This window comes from Hwanghaeella sp. 1Z406, assembly GCF_048892425.1.
Lineage (GTDB): Bacteria > Pseudomonadota > Alphaproteobacteria > UBA8366 > Aestuariispiraceae > Pacificispira.
On the sequence record NZ_JBLZHU010000008.1, the window covers coordinates 202250 to 222063 of the forward strand.

The 19814-nt window shown below is 55.5% G+C and carries 17 protein-coding genes; 10 read left to right on the top strand and 7 right to left on the bottom strand.

The window, feature by feature from the left end; translation table 11 throughout:
* Positions 1 to 80 precede the first annotated feature (80 nt).
* The 3 genes from ACOSDR_RS16210 to ACOSDR_RS16220 all read left to right on the top strand — a co-directional run bounded on the left by ACOSDR_RS16210 (position 81) and on the right by ACOSDR_RS16220 (position 3401).
* Complete coding sequence (locus tag ACOSDR_RS16210; protein WP_420726210.1) at positions 81 to 299, top strand: DUF3553 domain-containing protein; 219 nt, start codon at positions 81 to 83, stop codon at positions 297 to 299.
* A 107-nt stretch (positions 300 to 406) separates the two neighbouring features.
* Positions 407 to 2113, top strand: a complete 1707-nt coding sequence (locus ACOSDR_RS16215; RefSeq protein ID WP_420726211.1) for an NADH-ubiquinone oxidoreductase-F iron-sulfur binding region domain-containing protein — start codon at positions 407 to 409, stop codon at positions 2111 to 2113.
* A 208-nt stretch (positions 2114 to 2321) separates the two neighbouring features.
* Positions 2322 to 3401 (top strand): AbrB family transcriptional regulator, encoded by a 1080-nt coding sequence (locus tag ACOSDR_RS16220; protein WP_420726212.1) that lies wholly within the window; start codon positions 2322 to 2324, stop codon positions 3399 to 3401.
* Here the strand turns inward: ACOSDR_RS16220 and ACOSDR_RS16225 are convergent.
* The gene (locus ACOSDR_RS16225) at positions 3387 to 4292 is read right to left on the bottom strand and encodes a helix-turn-helix transcriptional regulator (protein WP_420731909.1); all 906 of its coding nucleotides are present in this window, start codon (positions 4290 to 4292) and stop codon (positions 3387 to 3389) included. The genes ACOSDR_RS16220 and ACOSDR_RS16225 overlap by 15 nt on opposite strands.
* A gap of 153 nt (positions 4293 to 4445) precedes the next feature.
* Between ACOSDR_RS16225 and ACOSDR_RS16230 the strand changes: the two genes are divergently transcribed.
* Genes ACOSDR_RS16230 through ACOSDR_RS16260 form a run of 7 tightly spaced genes read left to right on the top strand, consistent with a single transcriptional unit; the run spans position 4446 to position 11308 of the window.
* On the top strand, positions 4446 to 4910 hold the full coding sequence (locus tag ACOSDR_RS16230) for a flavodoxin domain-containing protein (RefSeq protein ID WP_420726214.1): 465 nt from the start codon (positions 4446 to 4448) through the stop codon (positions 4908 to 4910).
* Between the two features lie 31 nt (positions 4911 to 4941).
* Positions 4942 to 5418 carry a DUF4863 family protein gene (locus tag ACOSDR_RS16235; protein ID WP_420731910.1) on the top strand — a complete coding sequence of 159 codons (477 nt, stop codon included), beginning with the start codon at positions 4942 to 4944 and terminating at the stop codon, positions 5416 to 5418.
* Positions 5419 to 5459: 41 nt separating this feature from the next.
* Entirely contained in the window at positions 5460 to 7016 is a 1557-nt protein-coding gene (locus tag ACOSDR_RS16240; RefSeq protein ID WP_420731911.1) for a benzoate-CoA ligase family protein, read from the top strand.
* Positions 7016 to 7798 (top strand): alpha/beta fold hydrolase, encoded by a 783-nt coding sequence (locus ACOSDR_RS16245; protein ID WP_420731912.1) that lies wholly within the window; start codon positions 7016 to 7018, stop codon positions 7796 to 7798. Before ACOSDR_RS16240 ends, ACOSDR_RS16245 begins: the two co-directional genes overlap by 1 nt.
* Before the next feature lie 9 nt (positions 7799 to 7807).
* Complete coding sequence (locus ACOSDR_RS16250; protein WP_420731913.1) at positions 7808 to 8863, top strand: MBL fold metallo-hydrolase; 1056 nt, start codon at positions 7808 to 7810, stop codon at positions 8861 to 8863.
* 5 nt (positions 8864 to 8868) lie between these two features.
* Positions 8869 to 9321 carry a MaoC family dehydratase gene (locus ACOSDR_RS16255; protein ID WP_420731914.1) on the top strand — a complete coding sequence of 151 codons (453 nt, stop codon included), beginning with the start codon at positions 8869 to 8871 and terminating at the stop codon, positions 9319 to 9321.
* On the top strand, positions 9314 to 11308 hold the full coding sequence (locus ACOSDR_RS16260; protein ID WP_420731915.1) for an FAD-dependent oxidoreductase: 1995 nt from the start codon (positions 9314 to 9316) through the stop codon (positions 11306 to 11308). Before ACOSDR_RS16255 ends, ACOSDR_RS16260 begins: the two co-directional genes overlap by 8 nt.
* 702 nt (positions 11309 to 12010) lie before the next feature.
* Here the strand turns inward: ACOSDR_RS16260 and boxB are convergent.
* The 6 genes from boxB to ACOSDR_RS16290 form a co-directional block, all read right to left on the bottom strand.
* Positions 12011 to 13438, bottom strand: coding sequence for a benzoyl-CoA 2,3-epoxidase subunit BoxB (boxB, locus tag ACOSDR_RS16265; RefSeq protein WP_420726221.1), 1428 nt, complete (start codon positions 13436 to 13438; stop codon positions 12011 to 12013).
* A gap of 74 nt (positions 13439 to 13512) precedes the next feature.
* On the bottom strand, positions 13513 to 15171 hold the full coding sequence (gene boxC, locus ACOSDR_RS16270) for a 2,3-epoxybenzoyl-CoA dihydrolase (protein WP_420731916.1): 1659 nt from the start codon (positions 15169 to 15171) through the stop codon (positions 13513 to 13515).
* A gap of 174 nt (positions 15172 to 15345) precedes the next feature.
* A complete protein-coding gene (locus tag ACOSDR_RS16275; RefSeq protein WP_420726223.1) occupies positions 15346 to 16434 on the bottom strand; it encodes a sn-glycerol-3-phosphate import ATP-binding protein UgpC in 1089 nt (362 codons plus the stop codon).
* 1 nt (position 16435) lies between these two features.
* On the bottom strand, positions 16436 to 17275 hold the full coding sequence (gene ugpE / locus ACOSDR_RS16280; protein WP_420726224.1) for a sn-glycerol-3-phosphate ABC transporter permease UgpE: 840 nt from the start codon (positions 17273 to 17275) through the stop codon (positions 16436 to 16438).
* Complete coding sequence (locus tag ACOSDR_RS16285) at positions 17275 to 18153, bottom strand: ABC transporter permease subunit (protein WP_420726225.1); 879 nt, start codon at positions 18151 to 18153, stop codon at positions 17275 to 17277. The genes ugpE and ACOSDR_RS16285 overlap by 1 nt, the downstream gene beginning before the upstream one ends.
* A gap of 96 nt (positions 18154 to 18249) precedes the next feature.
* Complete coding sequence (locus ACOSDR_RS16290; protein ID WP_420731917.1) at positions 18250 to 19554, bottom strand: extracellular solute-binding protein; 1305 nt, start codon at positions 19552 to 19554, stop codon at positions 18250 to 18252.
* Positions 19555 to 19814: the final 260 nt, after the last annotated feature.

A 19814-nucleotide genomic window follows, 5' to 3' on the forward strand; every position in this document is an offset into this window, starting at 1 on the left:
TTTAATGCCCCTACTTGCGAATCACGATATAAAATGCTGCACTGCACAATCCGTAGGCGGATTAAAGATAGGACCATACAATGCTATCAAGTTACGCAGACAACAATACGCTGGTGCCAGGCGACCTGGTTCCCGGTGTGTATGTACGCCACCCGGACGCCCCCGATTGGGGCATTGGTCAGGTTCAATCCTGCGTTGGAACACGGGTCACAGTCAATTTTGAAGAACGCGGCAAGGTTCTGATCGACACATCCGTCATCGGACTGGTCGCGGCGGATGCAGATATTGACGCCCAGTGACCAGAATGGTGTGGTGACTATCCGGTAAACAGTCATCGTCCCTTGTGGCGTTGTTCCTTATGCCACAAGTTTCGAAGATGTTTTCAGCGACCGGTTAGGAGAGTCCAATGTCGGATGGCGACACCAGCGTCCATCAATTTCGCAGCCCTGGATTTGGCCGCAGAAAGACGACCCCGCATTCCAAGGGGCGACAACTGGATCCAACCGCGTTGGAGGAAATACAGGCCCTGCTGTCGGGGCGGACGCTTCAACGTGATGAGCTGATTGAATATCTGCATTTAATTCAAGATACTTACGGCCATCTGCACGCACGCCACCTTAATGCGTTAGCATCGGAAATGAAGCTGAGCATGGCAGAGGTTTTTGAGGTTGCCAGCTTCTATGCCCATTTCGATCTGGTGATGGAAGGGGAAGTTCCCCCACCGGCCCTGACGATCCGGGTCTGCGATTCCTTAAGCTGCGAGTTGATGGGTGCCCAGAAGATTCTGGCGGATCTGCCGGGTCAGGTGAACAAGGATGTTCGGGTCTTGCGCGCGCCCTGCATGGGGCGTTGTCACGAAGCGCCAGTCGCCGAAGTAGGCCACAAGCATCATACCCAGACCAGCGTTGCGGCCCTTGCCGCGGCGGCTGACGCCCATGACAGCCATCCAGAAATTCCAGATTATCAGGATCTGGCCGCCTATCGCACGGCGGGGGGATACCGACATCTGAACAGTTGCCTGAATGGCAGCATTTCTGTTGAACAGGTCATCGAAGTGCTGGAAGGGGCAAATCTGCGCGGATTGGGCGGGGCAGGTTTTCCCACGGGTCGCAAATGGAAGTTTGTGCGCATGGCCCCCAAGCCCCGTTTGATGGCAGTCAATGGGGATGAAGGCGAACCCGGCACGATCAAAGATCATCACTATCTGACACGCACACCCCATCAATTCCTGGAAGGCATGCTGATCGGTGCCTGGGCGGTGGAGGCAGAAGCGGTCTACATCTATATGCGCGACGAGTATCCAGAGGTCATCGCCCTGCTAAAGACAGAGATTGCGAAACTGGAAGCGGCCGGCCTGAGCAACCACACGAAGATTGTCCTGCGCCGGGGTGCCGGGGCTTATATCTGTGGCGAAGAAAGCGCGATGATCGAATCAATCGAGGGCAAACGCGGCCTGCCCCGTCATCGCCCCCCCTATGTTGCCCAGGAAGGGCTGTTTGGTCGCCCCACTCTGGTCAATAATGTGGAAAGCCTGCATTGGGTACCGGAAATTCTGGAAAATGGTGCAGACTGGTTCTCCAGCCAAGGTGCCAATGAACGCAAGGGATTGCGCAGCTTTTCCGTATCCGGTCGCGTCAAGAATCCTGGAGTCAAACTGGCCCCCGCCGGCATCACGATCCGTCAATTGATCGATGACTATTGCGATGGCATGCAAGACGGTCACGCGTTCAAGGGATACCTGCCCGGCGGCGCGTCCGGTGGTATCCTGCCAGCCAGCCTGGGCGATATCCCGCTGGATTTTGATACGCTGCAACCTTATGGCAGTTTCATCGGGTCCGCCGCCGTGGTTGTCCTGTCCGATCAGGACAATATTGCAGATGTCGCCCTGAACCTGATGAAGTTCTTTGAGGATGAAAGCTGTGGCCAATGTACGCCCTGTCGCGTTGGCACGGAAAAGGCCGTGAAACTGATGCAGAAGGATGCCTGGAATGTGCCGCTGCTTGAGCAATTGTCCAAGACGATGATGGATGCGTCCATCTGTGGTCTGGGTCAGGCGGCCCCCAATCCGATCCTGACCTTGTTCAAATACTTTCCAGAAGACGTGCCACGTTAAAGAGTGGGCGGAAAAGCTGTTAGGCTTTCTGATCACGGCACAGGGGCTGGTTTTCTGTCCGGTCCTTGGCTAAACATGGCATAGTCAAGACTCACAGTTCTGCATAATCGCACTTCTGCACCATGCCTATTGGTCGGATCAATCATGCGCTGTGATGATATCCGGCATGGCGTTTCGCCGCTCGATTTGCCCAAGTGAAAGAATTTGTATGATCGCGATAAACCCGAGAAATCTCGGCAGGATCGCCCTGGCGATGGGACTGGGCGCCTGTGGTGGCTTTGTTGCAAACTGGCTGACATTACCGCTGCCCTGGATGCTGGGATCGATGATCACGTGCACGGCAGCATCAATCATCGGACTACCGATCCAGGGGCCGATGCCACTGCGCCAGCCCATGGTTATGGTTCTGGGCGTGATGCTGGGCGCGGGGTTTTCGCCTGATATGGCGGATCGTGCGGGGGAATGGTTTATCAGTCTGTCCTTTCTGGCGGGCTTTGTCGGACTGGCGAGCCTGTGCGCCTATCCGTTCTTTCGAAAAGTTGGCGGATATGATCGCCCTACGGCCTATTTCGCAGCCATGCCGGGCGGTTTGAATGAAATGATGATTGTTGGCGGCGCAATGGGCGGGGACGAACGACGAATAGTTCTGACCCATGCCAGCCGCATTCTGTTGACCGTCCTGATTGTCCCGATCGCCTTCCGGTTTGTCAGTGATATCGACATGACGGATCGATCGCGCTTTGGCGTCGCCTTAAGCGCGGTCGCCTGGCAGGACTATTTGATCCTGGGGGCCTGTGGCCTGGTTGGCTATCCAATCGCGAAGGTATTGCGCATCCCGGCCCCGATGCTGGTCGGCCCCATGTTGGCCAGCGCCAGCTTGCACCTGGCAGGTATGACCGCCGCAACGCCTCCGCTGTTGATCGTGAATTGCGCCCAGTGGATCATGGGGACGATCATTGGCTGTCGCTTTATCGGCGTCGCCCGGTCAGAGGTATTCCGCACCATCGCCCTGGGTATGGGATCGACCGTTATCATTCTGACGACAACAGTCGCATTCGCCTTGTTGGTCTATGAGATCGGGAGCGTTCCCTTCCAAAGCGCGATTCTGGCATATTCACCAGGCGGTCTGGCGGAGATGAGCCTGGTCGCGCTGGCCTTGGGCATCGATGTCGCCTTCGTCGCAACCCATCACATTGTCCGCATCGTTTATGTCGTGGTGGCCGCGCCCATATTCTATAAATTGTTCCTGCACAAGGAACCGCAGGAAACAGACCTACCCGCGCAGTAGGGATCGGGCTGCCTCTTCCAAAAGGATCAGGCTGTCTTCGACGGAACTGCCGCTGGTATCCACGCTGGCATCTGCCTGACAATAGGCGGATTCCCGCGCCGCCAGAATGGCCTTCAAATCCTCCATCGCCTCATCATTGCGTGCCATGGGCCTGAAATCCCCTTGGGCGATGACGCGGTTCATATGCTCTTCGGGTTGCGCCTGAATCCAGATTGTATGACAGCGATCCAGCAACAACTGAAATGTTGCCGGTTCTGAAACAATCCCCCCCCCCGTCGCGATGATAGCCGTGTCACTGTCAGCGATTGTCGATTCCAATGCCCGGCGTTCCAATCGCCGAAAGGCTGGCTGACCACTCAGCGCAAGGATTTCACCAATACTGCCGCCATAGTCCCGCTCAACCAACCGATTGAGCTCGACAAAGGGGGCCTTCAGTCGCATCGCCAGATGACGGCCCAATGTGGACTTGCCAGCCCCCCGCAGCCCGATCAGGGCGATCCGCTTGGCCTTCGCCGCTTCGACATCCCCAACAGCACCCTTACCATTGCCAATTCGATCCAGCGCCAGCTTGGCCTGTGTCAGTTGTTCGGGTCCAAACCCCCGCAGCCGTGCGATCAGGGGTACAAGTTCTGACGCCGTTTCCGGTACGCCATCGCCTGTCACCAGTTCTGTTAGAGGATAGTCCACAGCCTCTGCAATTTGTCGCAGGACCGCAACAGTCGGATTGCCGGATCCGCCCTCCAATTGCGCCAAATATCGCTCTGACACACCAGAGTCCCGGGCCAGAATACGCCGTGCCATACCCCGTTTGGCCCGCGCCTGGCGCACACGCTCACCCAGACCGGATAAATATTCCCGAAGCGCTGGATCTTCGGTCTGCTTTTCACTCATCGCGTCCCCCCAAAAAGAACACTGCACCCTGAAAGAAGATCACAAAATGCACTATGGTTCTTTTCACTTTCTATAACATGCACTATAGTTCCTAAAAGCAGCGCCAAGCAAGGGCCTGAATGGTTGGGATAAACAGAAGCGATAGGGCAGCGAATGAGCAACGAGGTCAAGATACTCGTCGGTACAATGACCGGCACGGCAGAATTGGTGGCGGATGAAATCGTCGATGTCTTAACAGATAAAGGCGCAGACCCGGAAATCCTGCTAATGGACGACCTGGACCCCACAGCCTTAGCTGCAGGGCCGCTGTACATCATTTGCACGTCGACCTATGGTCAGGGCGAAGTGCCCGACAATGCGCGCAAGTTCTTTGACGCGCTGGAATCACAGTCACCGGACCTGACAGGCGTGCAATACGGCGTCTTCGCGCTGGGCGACATGACCTATATGCAGACATTCTGTTTCGGTGGGCGTAAATTTGATGACCTGCTGACCAAGCTAGGGGCAACCCGATTGGGCGACCGTGTTGAACATGACGCTTCTTCCGGCGATCTGCCGGAAGACATGGCCGCCGAATGGGCTGAAGGCTGGTTCGAACAGGCCCTGGAAGCGGCCTGACCTGACAAAACCTCATTTGACCGGAGGATCCATGACGCAAGACGACTTCAATTCATTGATGCACGACGTCGCGACCACGATTGGCACCCGCCCGTTGAACGCGAAATTGGGCGCCTTTCTGAATGAGACATTTCCCCATGATGGGTCTGTTGTAAAAGAGATCCAGACCGCCTGTAAGACCGGAATTGCCGAAGGCTGGCTGTGTGAGAATGAAAACCGGGGCATTCATTACAGTCGCCCGATCAAGCCCAGCCTGGGGAACCATGATTTTTCTGTCGATGTCGTCGTCATGGATGACTGTCGCGGGCCCCACCACGCCCATCCGGGTGGCGAAATCGACCTGATTCTGCCGGAAGATCCGAATGCTGAATTCGATGAGCACGGCAAGGGATGGCTGGTTTACGAACCCGGATCCGCCCATTACCCAACCGTAACGGGCGGCAAGGCCGTGGTGCTTTATCTGCTACCAAATGGCGCAATTGAGTTCACAAGAGCCAAAAAAGAATAATAACTAGGCTCACCAATCAAATACCTATGGGAGGGAACGACATGGCCGTGCACTCTGCGACGGACGATTTATACAATGCTGCCGATGATCTGATCGGGCGAAACCTGAAAGCGGGGCGCGGCGACAAGGCGGCCTTTATTGATATATCCGGGCCCACGACTTATGCACAGTTGGATGCGCGGGTGAATCAATTCGCGAATGTCCTGGCCGCCCATAACGTGCGGATAGAAGAACGTGTCCTGATGTGCCTGCTGGACACGATTGATTGGCCGACCTGTTTTTTGGGTGCCATTCGCGCTGGCGCTGTCCCGATCCCCGTCAACACGCGCCTGACCGCAGAAGATTACAAATTCATGCTGGATGACAGCCGCGCGCGAGTGTTGGTTGTGTCTGAAGTCCTGTTGGATGCCTTCCTGCCGCATCTGTCGGATCACCCGTTTCTGGACACAATCATTGTGTCGGGTGCCGATGGCAAGGGCTATGCCCTGCTGAAAGACGAACTGAACGGCAAATCCACAGATTATGAAACCGCCCCGACCCGGGCGTCCGATATGTGTTTCTGGCTTTATACCTCCGGCACAACAGGAAAGCCCAAAGGCGCGGTTCACCTGCAGACACACTTAATCGATACTGCCAATCTGTATGCCATCCCCGTCCTGGGTATTCATGAAAAAGATACCTGCTTTTCAGCAGCAAAACTGTTTTTTGCCTATGGTCTGGGCAATGGGCTGACCTTCCCCATGTCCGTTGGGGCGACATCTGTCCTGTTGGCCGGACCGCCGGATGCCAAATCTGTCGCCAGAATTCTGCGCGAAGAAAAGCCGACCATTTTCTATGGCGTTCCAACCCTGTATGGCATGCTGTTGGCCAGCGGTGAATTGCCGAAGAAGGGCGAACATGCGGTGCGCCTTGCCACATCCGCTGGCGAAGCCCTGCCCGCAGACCTGTTGCGTCGTTTCAAGGAGGCGACCGGCGTCGATATTCTGGACGGGCTCGGTTCAACGGAAATGCTGCATATTTTTCTCAGCAACACCCTGGACAATATCATTCCGGGATCGTCCGGGAAGCCTGTCCCGGGTTACGACCTGCGCCTTGTGGATGATGATGGAACGATCCTGGCGGGTGCCGGGGAAATGGGCATGCTTGAAGTATCCGGCCCAACCTCTGCAATTCTGTACTGGAACCAGCGTGACAAGAGCCGCGAAACCTTCCAGGGAATGTGGACACGCACAGGTGACAAATATGTGCGCGATGAAAACGGCGTCTATACCCATGCCGGTCGATCTGATGACATGCTGAAAGTCGGCGGTATCTATGTGTCGCCTGTGGAAGTCGAAAGCGCGATTGTCCGACATGAAAAGGTGCTGGAAGTCGCTGTTGTCGGTCATGCCGACAAGGACGGCCTGATCAAGCCAAAGGCCTTCATCGTCCTGCGCGAAGGCATCCGGCCCGATGACGCCCTGTCTGATGAAATCAAGGCCTTCGTGAAAGCGGAACTGGCAAGCTACAAATATCCGCGCTGGATTGAATTTCTGGATGAACTGCCCAAAACCGCGACCGGCAAGATTCAGCGATTCAAGCTTCGGGATGCAACCTGATGGCAGGGCCAGATGCGTTCTTTGTGGACGTGACGGGCCATCAACTGGAATGCGTCTTATATCCAGGCAAGACCCCGACCATCATTGTCCTGCATGAGGGATTGGGTTCCGTTGCCATGTGGCGGGATTTTCCAGAGAAGCTGGCCCAGGAAACCGGTCACGCGGTACTGGTCTATTCCCGCTATGGCTATGGTCGGTCGACGCCCTGCACCACGCATCCTGTCGGGGATCGCTATATGCACCGGGAGGCTTTGGAAGCCCTGCCCGCCCTGCTGGACAGCCTGAAGATCGACAAGCCCTTCCTGTTGGGGCATTCCGATGGCGGGTCCATCGCGCTAATTCATGCCGGTGGCTCAGGTCGACCGGTTTCGGGCGTGATCACCCTGGCGGCCCATGTCTTTAACGAGGATATATGCGTCGCTGCCATCGAACAGGCGAAAATCGCCTTCGACTCTACGGATATGAAGGACCGACTGGGGCGATATCATGATGACCCGGAAGGGGCCTTCTGGATGTGGAACCAGGCCTGGCTTGCCCCCAGCTTCCGGGATTGGACTATCGAAGAATATCTACCACACATTTTCTGTCCCGTGCTTGCCATTCAGGGACAACAGGATGAATACGGGACAGATGCTCAGGTTCATGCCATTGGAAATGGCGTTGCCGGACCCGCAAAAGTCCGTATTCTGCCCAATTGTCGCCATTCGGCCCATAAGGATCAATCACAGGAAGTTCTGGCATTGGTCCGGGGATTTGTCGCGGCCGCGACCGCAACACAGTAAGGTATTCTAATGCCCGCATTTCCTGCTCTGAAGCCCGATCCGATTCATCACCCCTGGACAGAGGCCCCACCCGCCGGGGAGATGACAGAGGTCGCGCCGGGGGTGCATTGGTTGCGCATGGCGCTGCCAATTTCCCTGGACCACATCAATCTGTGGCTGATTGAAGATGGCGACGAATGGGTCATTGTCGATACGGGATTTGGCACATCAGAAACATGCGATGTCTGGCAGTCGGTCTTTGACGGCCCAGCCAAGGGCAGGAAGCCCGGTCGCCTGATCTGCACCCATCATCACCCCGATCATTTTGGTCTGGCAGGATGGCTGACGCGCACCTATTCAATCCCCTGCCTGATGTCTGAAAAGGAATGGCTGGTCGGCACCCTGCTGGAAAAAATGGGTGATGAAGCCTTTGTCACGGGCCAGACTGATTTCTATCAGCGCAATGGGGTCCCGGCGGATATGTGCGGTCCCCTGAATGCCATTGGCAATGCGTATCGAACCTGCATCTTTGATCCACCCCAGGCCTTCACGCGCCTGCGCGATAAGGACACCTTGATGATCGGGGCCCATGCCTGGCAAGTCATGATGCTGGAAGGACACAGCGATGAGCTGGCCGGCCTGTATTGCCCGGATTTGCGTGTTTTTATCCCTGGTGATCAGGTTCTGCCCAAAATCACCCCAAATATCTCTGTTCATTGGTTCAAGGACGGCAGCGAACCCTTAAGTGATTTCCTGGGTAGCCTGGAGCGTATCGCAGAAACACTACCCACCGATACGCTGGTCCTGCCCTCCCATAAACTGCCCTTCTATGGCCTACACACGCGCGTTGCAGATCTTCAGGATCATCATCGTGACCGGCTGCAGGATATCAAGAACGCGCTTAAGGATGGCGGGGCTCAGGATGCCTGGACCCTGGTTCCAGCAATTTTTCCGCGCGCGATCGGGGACGAACATGTCATGTTCGCATTGGGGGAAAGCATTGCCCATCTGGCTTATCTGGTCGCCCAAGGCCAGGTTGATACGACCGTCAGCGATGGGCGCGTTCTTTATAAACTGAAGGTATAGATCACATGACCGGGCGTTACGTTGAAGACTATACGGTCGGGGAAGTCATTGTTGCCCCCGCCGTCGAATTTACGGAAGATTTCATTATTGATTTTGCCAAGGTCTATGACCCTCAGGCGATTCATATCGACAAAGACTATGCCGTAAATGAAGGGTCCTTTGGCGGCTTGATCGCCAGCGGCTTCCAGACGCTGGCCGCCAGTTTCTCGTCCTTTATCCAGATGGGTTACTTCAAGGATGTCTCCCTGGGCGGCCCCGGCATGGATGAAATCCGCTGGGTCAAACCTGTGCGCCCCGGCGACACTTTGACCCCCAGCTTCACCGTCGCAGAAGCGCGGAAATCAAAGACAAAGCCCGACCGTGGCATTGTGCATTTCAATGTCGAAGTCCGTAATCAGGACGGCGACACAGTGCTGACCTTCACCTCAATGACGATGATCAAGACCCGCAATGGCTGAAGCCTATCCTCATATTTTTACCCCCATTCAAATTGGCACGCAAACGCTACCCAACCGGTTGATCATGGGGTCCATGCATACCGGGCTGGAAGAGCGCGACGGCGGCATTGACCGTATGTCGGCGTTTTACGGGGAACGCGCCAAACATGGCTGTGCCCTGATCATAACCGGTGGTTTTTCTGTAAATGCTGCGGGTCAGTTGGACCGGAAATCTGCCAGTTTCAACACACCAGAAATCGCCCAGGCCCATAAACCGATCCCCCAGGCCGTGCACGATCACGGCGGGCGCATCCTGTTGCAGATTCTGCATGCGGGACGCTATGGCTATCATGGCGATATCGTTGCCCCCTCCCCCATACGCGCGCCGATCAACAAAACCGTACCCCGGGAAATGACGGAGGCGGAGATTGAGCAAACCATAGTGGATTTCGCGCAGGCCGCCGTCTATGCCAAAGAGGCGGGCTATGATGGCGTCGAAGTGATGGGCAGTGAAGGATACCTGATCAACGAATTCACCGCGCCCTGCACCAATCATCGCACCGATCAATGGGGCGGCAGTTTTGAAAACCGCATCCGCTTCCCCTTGCGCATTATTCAGGCCGTGCGCGCCGCAACCGGACCTGATTTTATCCTGATGTACCGTCTATCGGTGCTGGATATTGTCGAAGGCGGCAGTCCCCTATCAGAAGTGCGCGACATGGCACAGCGGGTTGAAGCCGCAGGGGCCGATGTCATCAATTCCGGCATCGGCTGGCATGAAGCACGCACCCCGACCATCGCCCAGGCGGTTCCCCGCGCCGGGTTTGCCTGGGCTACCGCGCGGGTCAAAGATGCCTTGTCACATATCCCCATCGCGGCAGTCAATCGCATCAACATGCCCGAAACGGCCGAAGAAATCCTCAGCAGCGGCCAGGCGGATATGGTCAGCATGGCCCGCCCCTTCCTGGCGGACGCCGCCTTTGTTGAAAAGGCACAGGCCGGAAAGCCACAGCAAATCAACACCTGCATTGCCTGCAACCAGGCCTGCCTGGATCATTACTTTGTAGGGGAGATTTCAAGCTGTCTGGTCAATCCCCGCGCCTGCCATGAAACGCTGTTGACCTGGACTCCTGCGACTGCAGCTAAAACGGTCGCAGTCGTCGGCGCCGGTCCGGCGGGACTATCCTGTGCAGAAGTGCTGGCAGAGCGGGGCCATCATGTGACCGTGTTTGAAGCAGCAGATCAGATCGGCGGGCAATTCCGACTGGCCAGTGCAATTCCAGGAAAGCAGGAGTTTGAAGAGACCCTGCGTTACTATACAACGCGCATCGCGGAACTGGGGATCACCCTAAAACTGTCCACCCCCGCAACGCTTGAAGACTTAACTGCGTTTGACGAGGTCATTCTTGCCAGTGGCGTTGCGCCGCGCATCCCAGATATTGACGGCATCACGCATCCAAGCGTCATAACCTATGCCGACCTGTTATCGGGAAAACGTCAGGCAGGTGACCGTGTTGCCGTGATTGGCGCTGGGGGAATCGGCATTGATGTCAGTGTTTATCTGACCGAAGGCGACAGCGACTCGCACCTGAATCCCGATGCCTTCCGGCGGCACTGGGGCGTCGATCAACCCGCAGACAATCCCCCGCCCGCCCGAGAGGTGACGCTGTTACAGCGCCGATCCGGAAAAATGGGGATCGGCCCCGGCAAGACAACCGGCTGGGTCCATCGCCTGAGCCTGCTGAAGGCCAAGGTCGAGATGATCCCCGATGTCGTCTATCAGCGCATCGACGATCACGGGTTGACCATTCTGGCAGGCCCGGAACAGAGGACCCTTCCCTGCGATACCATTGTCCTCTGCGCCGGGCAGACCTCCCAAACCGCCCTGCTGGAGCCATTGCAAGCGGCTGGAATTCCCACCCATCTGATCGGCGGCGCAAAACTGGCCACCGAAGTCGACGCCAAACGCGCCATCGCCGAAGGCATCGCGGTCGCGGCCAGCCTGTGACGCTGATCAGACTTGCGTGAACCGTCATCCCAAGCGTAATCCAACTCCGAGGGCGGCACGTCCCATTTGTGCCTATGGCCCTCTATATCAGCATGGAACCAACAATCCCACAAACCGAACCATTCTCATCCTGAGGAGCGGCATCGCCGCGTCTCGAAGGAGGGGCTGTAAGGGCGGTGCTTACAGAATAATCACCCTTCGAGACGCTGCGCTCCTCAGGGTGAGCCGTTAATTTATCGATCCGGAATCCAGGGCGGCAGGCGCAATTGGAGCCTGTGGCCCTGGACTCCCGCCTGCGCGGGAGAGACGAATCTATGATTTCCTTTGCGACCTCTCCGTTTCTCCGCGTCCTCTGCGTTCCCCACAGCCGTCATCCCGGACCTGATCCGGGATCCAGGGCAGCGCGTGCGAATGGTGCTTGATAGCGGCATGGAACCAACAATCCCACAAACCGAACCATTCTCATCCTGAGGAGCGGCATCGCCGCGTCTCGAAGGAGGGGCTGTAAGTACGGTGCTTACAGAATAATCACCCTTCGAGACGCTGCGCTCCTCAGGGTGAGCCGTTAATTTATCGATCCGGGATCCAGGGCAGCCGGTGCAATTGGTACGCTAATGCCTCTGCCCGGGGTATCCATCGCCAATACAAGAAAGGCGCGGAGACCGAAATCTCCGCGCCCTTATCTTTCAATGAGTCCGGTTCTTAGTGAACGTGGACGTATTCGTAATCCACCGGCTGGCTGTTGATGCCACGATCTGGCGGGGCGATCCAGCCGGCGACTTTACCGGGTTCCATGACGGCCTTCATCTGGCTTTTCACGAAAGCACGATCCGCTTCAGTTGGCAGGAATTCACCTTTGCGGCGTTCATATTCTTCAGCCGAGATCAACTTACCGGTTGGTTCCATGGTCATGTTTGCCCAAGGACCGATGGACCGACGGAAGCGTTCGCTGGGCAGTGTGATTTCAAAGTCGAACCCTGCCTTCTTGATCAAACGATTCCAGCGGGTCAGGCCGACCATGCAATCCTTGATATAGGCCTGACGGACAACTTCGTTCATTGCATTGCGCATTGGCACGTCTTCGATGGTTGGCTTGCCATTCGCATCCGGAATTTCAAGCTCGAAGATGGAGTCAGCAACAATATGATCTTCATAGCGTGCTTCATCCGGGCGGCCCTTCACACCCGACGCGAAATAGCTGGCCGCGTTGGAAGATTTTTCAGACCCGAACAGATCCAGGCAAGACGAGAACCAGAAATTCACATAGCGCTGGATCAGGTGCAGATCAAAGGCACCTGCCTTGCGGATGGTTTCTGGATCATCAGTGCCGGTTTCCTGCATCACTTCCAAGGCCCGCTTGATGATGCGACCGATCCCGGTTTCCCCCACGAACATATGGTGGGCTTCTTCCGTCAGCATGAACTGACAGGTCCGTGACAGCGGATCAAAGGCGCTTTCGGCCAGGCATTTCAGCTGAAACTTACCATCGCGATCGGTGAAATAGGTGAACATAAAGAAGCTCAACCAGTCATCGATGGGCTCGTTGAAGGTGCTGAGAATGCGGGGATTGTCGATGTCACCGGAATGGCGCATCAGCAATTCTTCCGCCTGCTCGCGACCGTCACGACCAAAATGGGCATGCAGCAGATAGACCATCGCCCAAAGGTGGCGGCCTTCCTCCACATTGACCTGAAACAGGTTGCGCAGGTCATACAGCGACGGGCAGGTCTGGCCCAACAGGCGTTGCTGCTCAACAGATGCCGGCTCCGTATCGCCCTGGGTTACAATCAGGTTGCGCAGCACAGCGCGATGTTCCCCAGGGACATCCTGCCAGACGGGCTTACCGAATTCATCGCCAAAGCCGATGGTGCGGTTTTCTTCACGGTCCGCCAGGAAGATACCCCAGCGATATTCCGGCATCTTCACATGGCCGAAATGGGCCCAGCCTTTGGCATCCACCGATGTGGCGGTGCGCAGATAGACATCGGACGCCATGAATCCTTCCGGGCCCATCTCCGTCCACCAGTTCAGGAAACGGGGCTGCCAATGTTCCAGCGCACGCTGCAAACGGCGATCCGTGCTCAATTCCACGTTATTGGGGATACGTTCTTGATAGTCGATCGAAGCCATTTTTCTTTCCTCTCAGATTAGAATTTAGGTACTTCGGCCTTCCCCAACCGAGCCCCTGTGGTCGTTAGTTCAGATCAGACACGTTTCCAGTCGAAATCCGCCTTTGTGCCACTGCCGAACTGTTTCAATGCACCCTTTTCCCCCACTGCATTGGGTCGAATGAAGATCCAGTTCTGCCAGGCAGACAGACGCCCGAAGACCTTGGTCGCCATATTTTCCTGACCACCAAAGCGCAGATTGGCTTCCATCCCGGTCAAGGCATCGGGCGACAGCGCAGCGCGTTCCTCAATGGCAATGCGCAACTCGTCATCCCAATCCAGATCATCCGGGGCAAAGGTCACCAGACCCGCCTCATCCGCTGCGGCCGCATCGAACGGTTTCCCGATTTCTTTCTTCAAGCGGTCGTGAATATCAGGCTCCGCCATGAAGCGGGTCTGCAGACGGCTGAGGCCATTGACCTCTTCCAGGATACCAAAATTCATCTCCCCCAGGATCAGCTTGGGTTCGTCATCGGGCTGATCCGGCAAGGCCAGCATGTAAGACCGGTCGGCACACAGGGCCAGTTCCAAAAGGGAGCCTGCAAAGCAGCTTCCTTCTTCGATTACTGCGAACATGCTGCGGGATGTGACATCCAACCGGCCGAAAGTCCGGCGCATCATGCCCAGCACTTCGGTCACGAACCAGTTATCCGCATTGTCCAACACAGCCTTATCCGCCGCCAGAACCTTGTCAGCGTCGCCCTGAGTCTTCAGCAGCCACAGGCCAACTTCTTCGTGATTGGTACGCAGCATCAGGATGGCATCATCCAATTCACGCGCCATCGCCAAGGGCCACCAGTCCATACCCTGCTTCAGGATTGTATCGATATCCGACGGTACGTCTTCAGCCGGCGCCTTGACCGTCAAGGATACGGTGCGCCCTTCTGCGTCCAGCGTCACATCGACATTGGGATAGCTGTAGCCGTCATCCCGAATTTCACGGGCGACCGGGGTCATCTTAATGCCTTCGGCCTTGCTGGGTCGTTTGCTGTCCTTCGCCAGTTCAGCGGCGCGGGCATTCACCTTTTCCATAAAGCTTTGCTTGGGCGCGATATGATCGACCAGGTTCCATTCCTTGGCGCGTTGACCGCGAACGCCTTCAGTAGACGTGCAGAAAACATCTGCCAGATCGCGGCGCATTTTACGCTTTTCGGTCAGACGGGTCAGGCCACCTGTACCAGGCAATACGCCCAACAGGGGCACCTCTGGCAGGCTGACTGCGCTGGAACGATCATCAATCAGGAAAATTTCATCACAGGCCAGCGCCATTTCATAGCCGCCCCCTGCCGTCACGCCATTACAGGCCGCAACGAATTTCAGGCCAGAATGTTTCGAGCTGTCTTCAATGGAGTTACGGGTCTCATTGGTGAACTTACAGAAATTCACTTTCCAGCCATGGGTGGACTGGCCCAGCATGTAGATATTCGCGCCCGCACAGAACATGCGATCCAGGCCGGACGTCACAACAACCGTTTTAACGGTTGGATGTTCAAACCGCACGCGCTGTAAAGCGTCATGCAATTCCATGTCCACACCCAGATCATAGGAGTTCAGCTTCAGCGTATAGCCGGGGCGAATGCCGCCATCCTCATCCACTGTCAGGGTCAGGGTCGCGATATCACCATCGACATCCAGCGACCAGTGTTTATAGCTTTCCGGATCGCGGTCATAGATAACCAGATTTTCGTAAGGCATTTGAATCCCTTCCTACCGAACCCTCAGTGGCCCGGCTCTTTTTGATTGGCTAAACTGCACTATAATGCATTTTCAGAAGATAACAAGGAACTATAGTGCTTGTTTTTGAAAAAGACAGACCCTCCCCAACCATGACCAGTCGAGTTTCAAGGGTGTTTAAACATAGGAATGAGGCTAAAGACGGGCACCGGATACTGTGTCAAACAGACGCAATTTGTCAGCATCAGCCGTCAGCGTCAGGCAATCTCCGTCCGGTAACTGTGACTCACCCGGATAACGAAGGGTAAAGGTTGGTCCCCCCTCTTCCGGTCGGGTATGGATCAACGTATCCGCCCCCAGATGTTCGATCAGATCGATCTTCACTGACAGGCTCAACGCATCAGGAGCACCGCCCTCCCCGTGCGCCAAACGCAAATGTTCCGGTCGCAAACCCAATGTGACCTCAGGCATATCTGCCTTGTCGAGCAACCCTTGAGGCAAGGCCAAATGCCCCCCGTCCTTGAAGGAAATACCATTATTCTCCAGACGGCCCGGCAGCAGGTTCATCGCCGGTGTTCCGATGAATCCAGCAACGAATAACGTAGCCGGATCGGAATAGAGTTCCATCGGCGTGCCAATCTGTTCGGCTTGTCCCTTATTGAGAACGATCAACCGGTCAGCCAGGGTCATGGCCTCCACCTGATCATGGGTAACATACAGGCTGGTCACGCCCAGTCGACGCTGCAGGCGTTTGATTTCAACACGCATATGAACCCGCAGCTTGGCATCCAGATTGGACAGGGGCTCATCGAAAAGGAACGCCTTGGGTTCGCGCACAATCGCCCGGCCCATCGCAACACGCTGGCGCTGTCCACCCGACAATTGGTTCGGGCGACGATCCAGATAGTCACCGATCTCAAGTATCTTTGCGGCTGCCTGAACCCGGCGCTCAATATCCGCCTTCGGTACACCCCTGTTCCGCAATCCATAGGCCAGATTGTTATAAACACTCATATGCGGATACAGCGCGTAGTTCTGAAAAACCATCGCGATATCTCGCTCAGAAGGGGAGATATCATTAATCCGCGTGCCGTCGATCTGGACTGCACCCTCGGTTATGGTCTCAAGCCCGGCGACCATGCGCAACAGGGTGGACTTACCACAGCCCGACGGACCCAACAGAACCAAAAGTTCCCCATCCTGAACATCAATGGACACGCCCCGCACGGCGTGGGCCCCATTATCATACCGTTTTTCAACATTTCGGATGGATACAGTTGCCATGCTATTTCTCACTTTCCAGAAGGCCACGGATGAACCAGCGTTGGAAGATCAGGACAACCAAGACGGGCGGAATAACAGCCAGAATGGCCAGGGCGAAGGCTTCCTGCACCTGGGGTATCTCTCCCCCCTCATAGAGCATCTGAAACGCCTGTTTGATGCCAATGACGATGGTGTAGAGTTGATCATCCGTGGTCATCAGTAAGGGCCAGAGATATTGATTCCATCCCACAACGAACATGATGATAAAGATGGCCGCGATCATCGTTTTGGACAGCGGCAGCAGAATATCGATGAAGAACCGAATTGGTCCCGCCCCATCCAAACGTGCTGCCTCCAGCAATTCATCCGGCACTGATTTGTAAAACTGGCGAAAGAAGAATGTCCCCGTCGCCGATGCGATCAGAGGCAGGATCAACCCGGTATAGGTATTCAACAGACCAAGATGCGCCACCACCGCATAGGACGGCACGATACGCACCTCCAGCGGCAGCAACAGGGTCAGGAAAATCAGCCAGAACATCGGCTGCGCCAGACGGAACCGGAAATAGACGATGGCATAGGCCGCCAGCATGGAGATCACGATCTTACCCACCGCAAAACCAAGCCCCAGCACCAGACTGTTCATCAACATGCGCGCCGCATTCGACGTCTTTGTCACGCCGCCTGTTTCAAACAGAACTGTCTTATAGGTGGCCCAGAACTGATCCCCGAACCAGACCTGTAGCCCATGACGCAACAATGTTTCTGGCGTATGGGTCGAACTGGCAAAGGCGACCCACAGCGGCAGGATCAGAAACAAACAGCCCAGAATGAGAATGACGTGGTTGAGGATCGTGCGCATCAGTAATGCACCCGTCTTTCAATATAGCGGAATTGGAATAGCGTCAGCACCAGCACCATCAACAGCAAGATGACCGATTGTGCGGAACTGCCCCCCAGATCCGCCCCCAGGAACCCATCCGTATACACTTTATAGACCAGCGTGTTCGTGGCCCCGCCAGGACCACCCTTTGTGGTGACATCAATGATTCCAAAGGTTTCAAAAAAGGCGTAGGTGATGTTGATCACCAGCAGGAAGAAAGTGGTTGGCGCCAACAGCGGAAAAGTGATCGTCCAGAAGCGCTTCTCCGCGCTGCGGCAATCCAACATTGCCGCCTCTTGGACGCCTTTCGGGATGCTCTGCAAACCAGCCAGGAAGAAGATGAAATCAACAGACACCTGCTTCCAGATGGCGATCAGTATGACCATGAAACCAGCGTCAAAACCGTCAGTCGCCTTATCGAAATCCCATCCCGTGGCATTCAGAAACTTGTACAAGTCTCCGACCAGTGGATTGAACAACAGATTGCCAATCAAACCGGCAACCGGCGCAGCAACAGCATAGACCCAGATCAGGAGTGTCTTATAGGTGCTTGCACCCCGAATAACCTCATTCGCGCGGGTCGCCAGTAACAGCGCTATGGCCAGGGAACCCAACGATACAATAATGGAAAACAGCATGGTAAACCCAGCGGAATGAACCCAATCCGCATCGAAAACCATATCTTCATAATTCCGAAACCAAACAAACCGGCTGGATAATCCGAACGCATCTTCTAACAAAAAGGATTGATAAACAGCCTGTGCTGCAGGCCACAGAAAAAAGACGCAAATGATGCCGATCTGCGGCAGCAGCAACAGATAAGGCAACGAGGATTTCTCAAATTGGACGCGCTTCATGTCGCGACTCTCTAATTGTATCGACCGGGGAGGAATGACCCATAACGGGCGACACGCAAAACTGCGCATCGCCCGCCACGGACCAAATCATACCGATTAGTTATAGGTATCTTTGAAACGGACCAGCAGCTCGTTGCTGTCCTTTTCAATGGCATCGAAACCTTGATCGACCGTTTCCTGGCCGTTCAGGATTTGCTCAAAATTCTTGTACAGCACTTCGCGAATTTGGACGTAGTAGCCAAGGCGATAGCCCTTGGTCCATTCGCCACCGGGCTGGCTCAACTGCAGAATGCCGATTTCAGCATCCGGTGCTTCCTTGTAATAGCCAGAGGTTTTCGCCAATTCATAAGCATCATTGGTGATCGGCACATAGCCGGTTTCCTTGTGCCAGAAGAATTGGGTTTCCGGCTTGGTCAGATACTCAAAGAACTTCGCGGTCGCTTCGTATTCCTTGTCGCTGTGACCGGACATGACGAACAAAGCAGCCCCACCGATAAAGGTGCTCTTGGGCTCTTCAATCAGGCCCTTCCAATAAGGCAGATAGTTCGTGCTGAAATCAAAAGTCGCAGACTTGCGCAGGCCACCAAAGGAGCCTGACGACCCCAGCCACATCGCAACCTTGCCCTGGACGAAGGCATCCTGGTTTTCACCCCAGCCACGACCGTAGTAACCATACCAGCCCTTATCCAGCCATTCTTTCATCTTCGCCCAATGCATTTTCAGATCCTTGTTGTTGTAAAGGATCTTCACATCGGTTGAATCGAAACCGTTATTGGCGGTTGCCATTTGGATGTTGTGACGGGAATGAAAATTCTCTGCAAAAATCCAGGGGCTATGGCTCTGAGCCATCGGGACATATCCCGCTTCCACCAGTTTCGGGGCGATGGCTTCAAACTCTTCCCAGGTTGTCGGTGCCGACACGCCCGCTTTCGCCAGCGCTTCCTTGTTGGCATACAGCAACGGCGTGGAGGAGTTGAACGGCATCCCGATCATCTTGCCATCGCTATCAGCATAGAAGTAACGAACACCGGAGATATACTTGTTCACATCAAAGCCGACGCCATGTTCTTTCAACAGATCGGCCACAGGATAAACAGCGCCCGGCGCATTGATGATGGTCGCCGCCCCAGCGTCAAACACCTGAATAATGTCTGGCTGTTGACCCGCGCGGAACGCAGCAATGCCTGCTGTCATCGTGTCTTCGTAGCCGCCCTTATAGATGGAGGTCAGCTTCACGTCGCTCTGGCTGGCGTTGAATTCTGCTGTGATTTGATCAACCACTTCACCAAGGCGCCCGCCCATGGCGTGCCAGAAAGTGATTTCCGTTGGCTCTGCCTGGGCGCTGCCCGACAGGCCCATAACCGCTGCCACTGCTGCGGCAAACAAACTACTGCGTCGCATCCGCTGTCTCTCCTCAAAAAGGTCGCTGGTAGGAACTTCATTTTCAGAGCGGACGGATTTCGAACGCCCCCCAATTCATTCCGTATGGAACAGAGACCCTTTAAAGGGGTTAGAAGACACTTCCATGTAGCGATCGTGACGGCCACGTTAATCCTGTATTGCAGAAATATGGTACGGCACGTTCAAGCGCACCGGACTTCGGGGTTAGTAAATCCGTGCGCCACATGGGAACCATGTCGCAAGAATTTCTGAAATTGGTG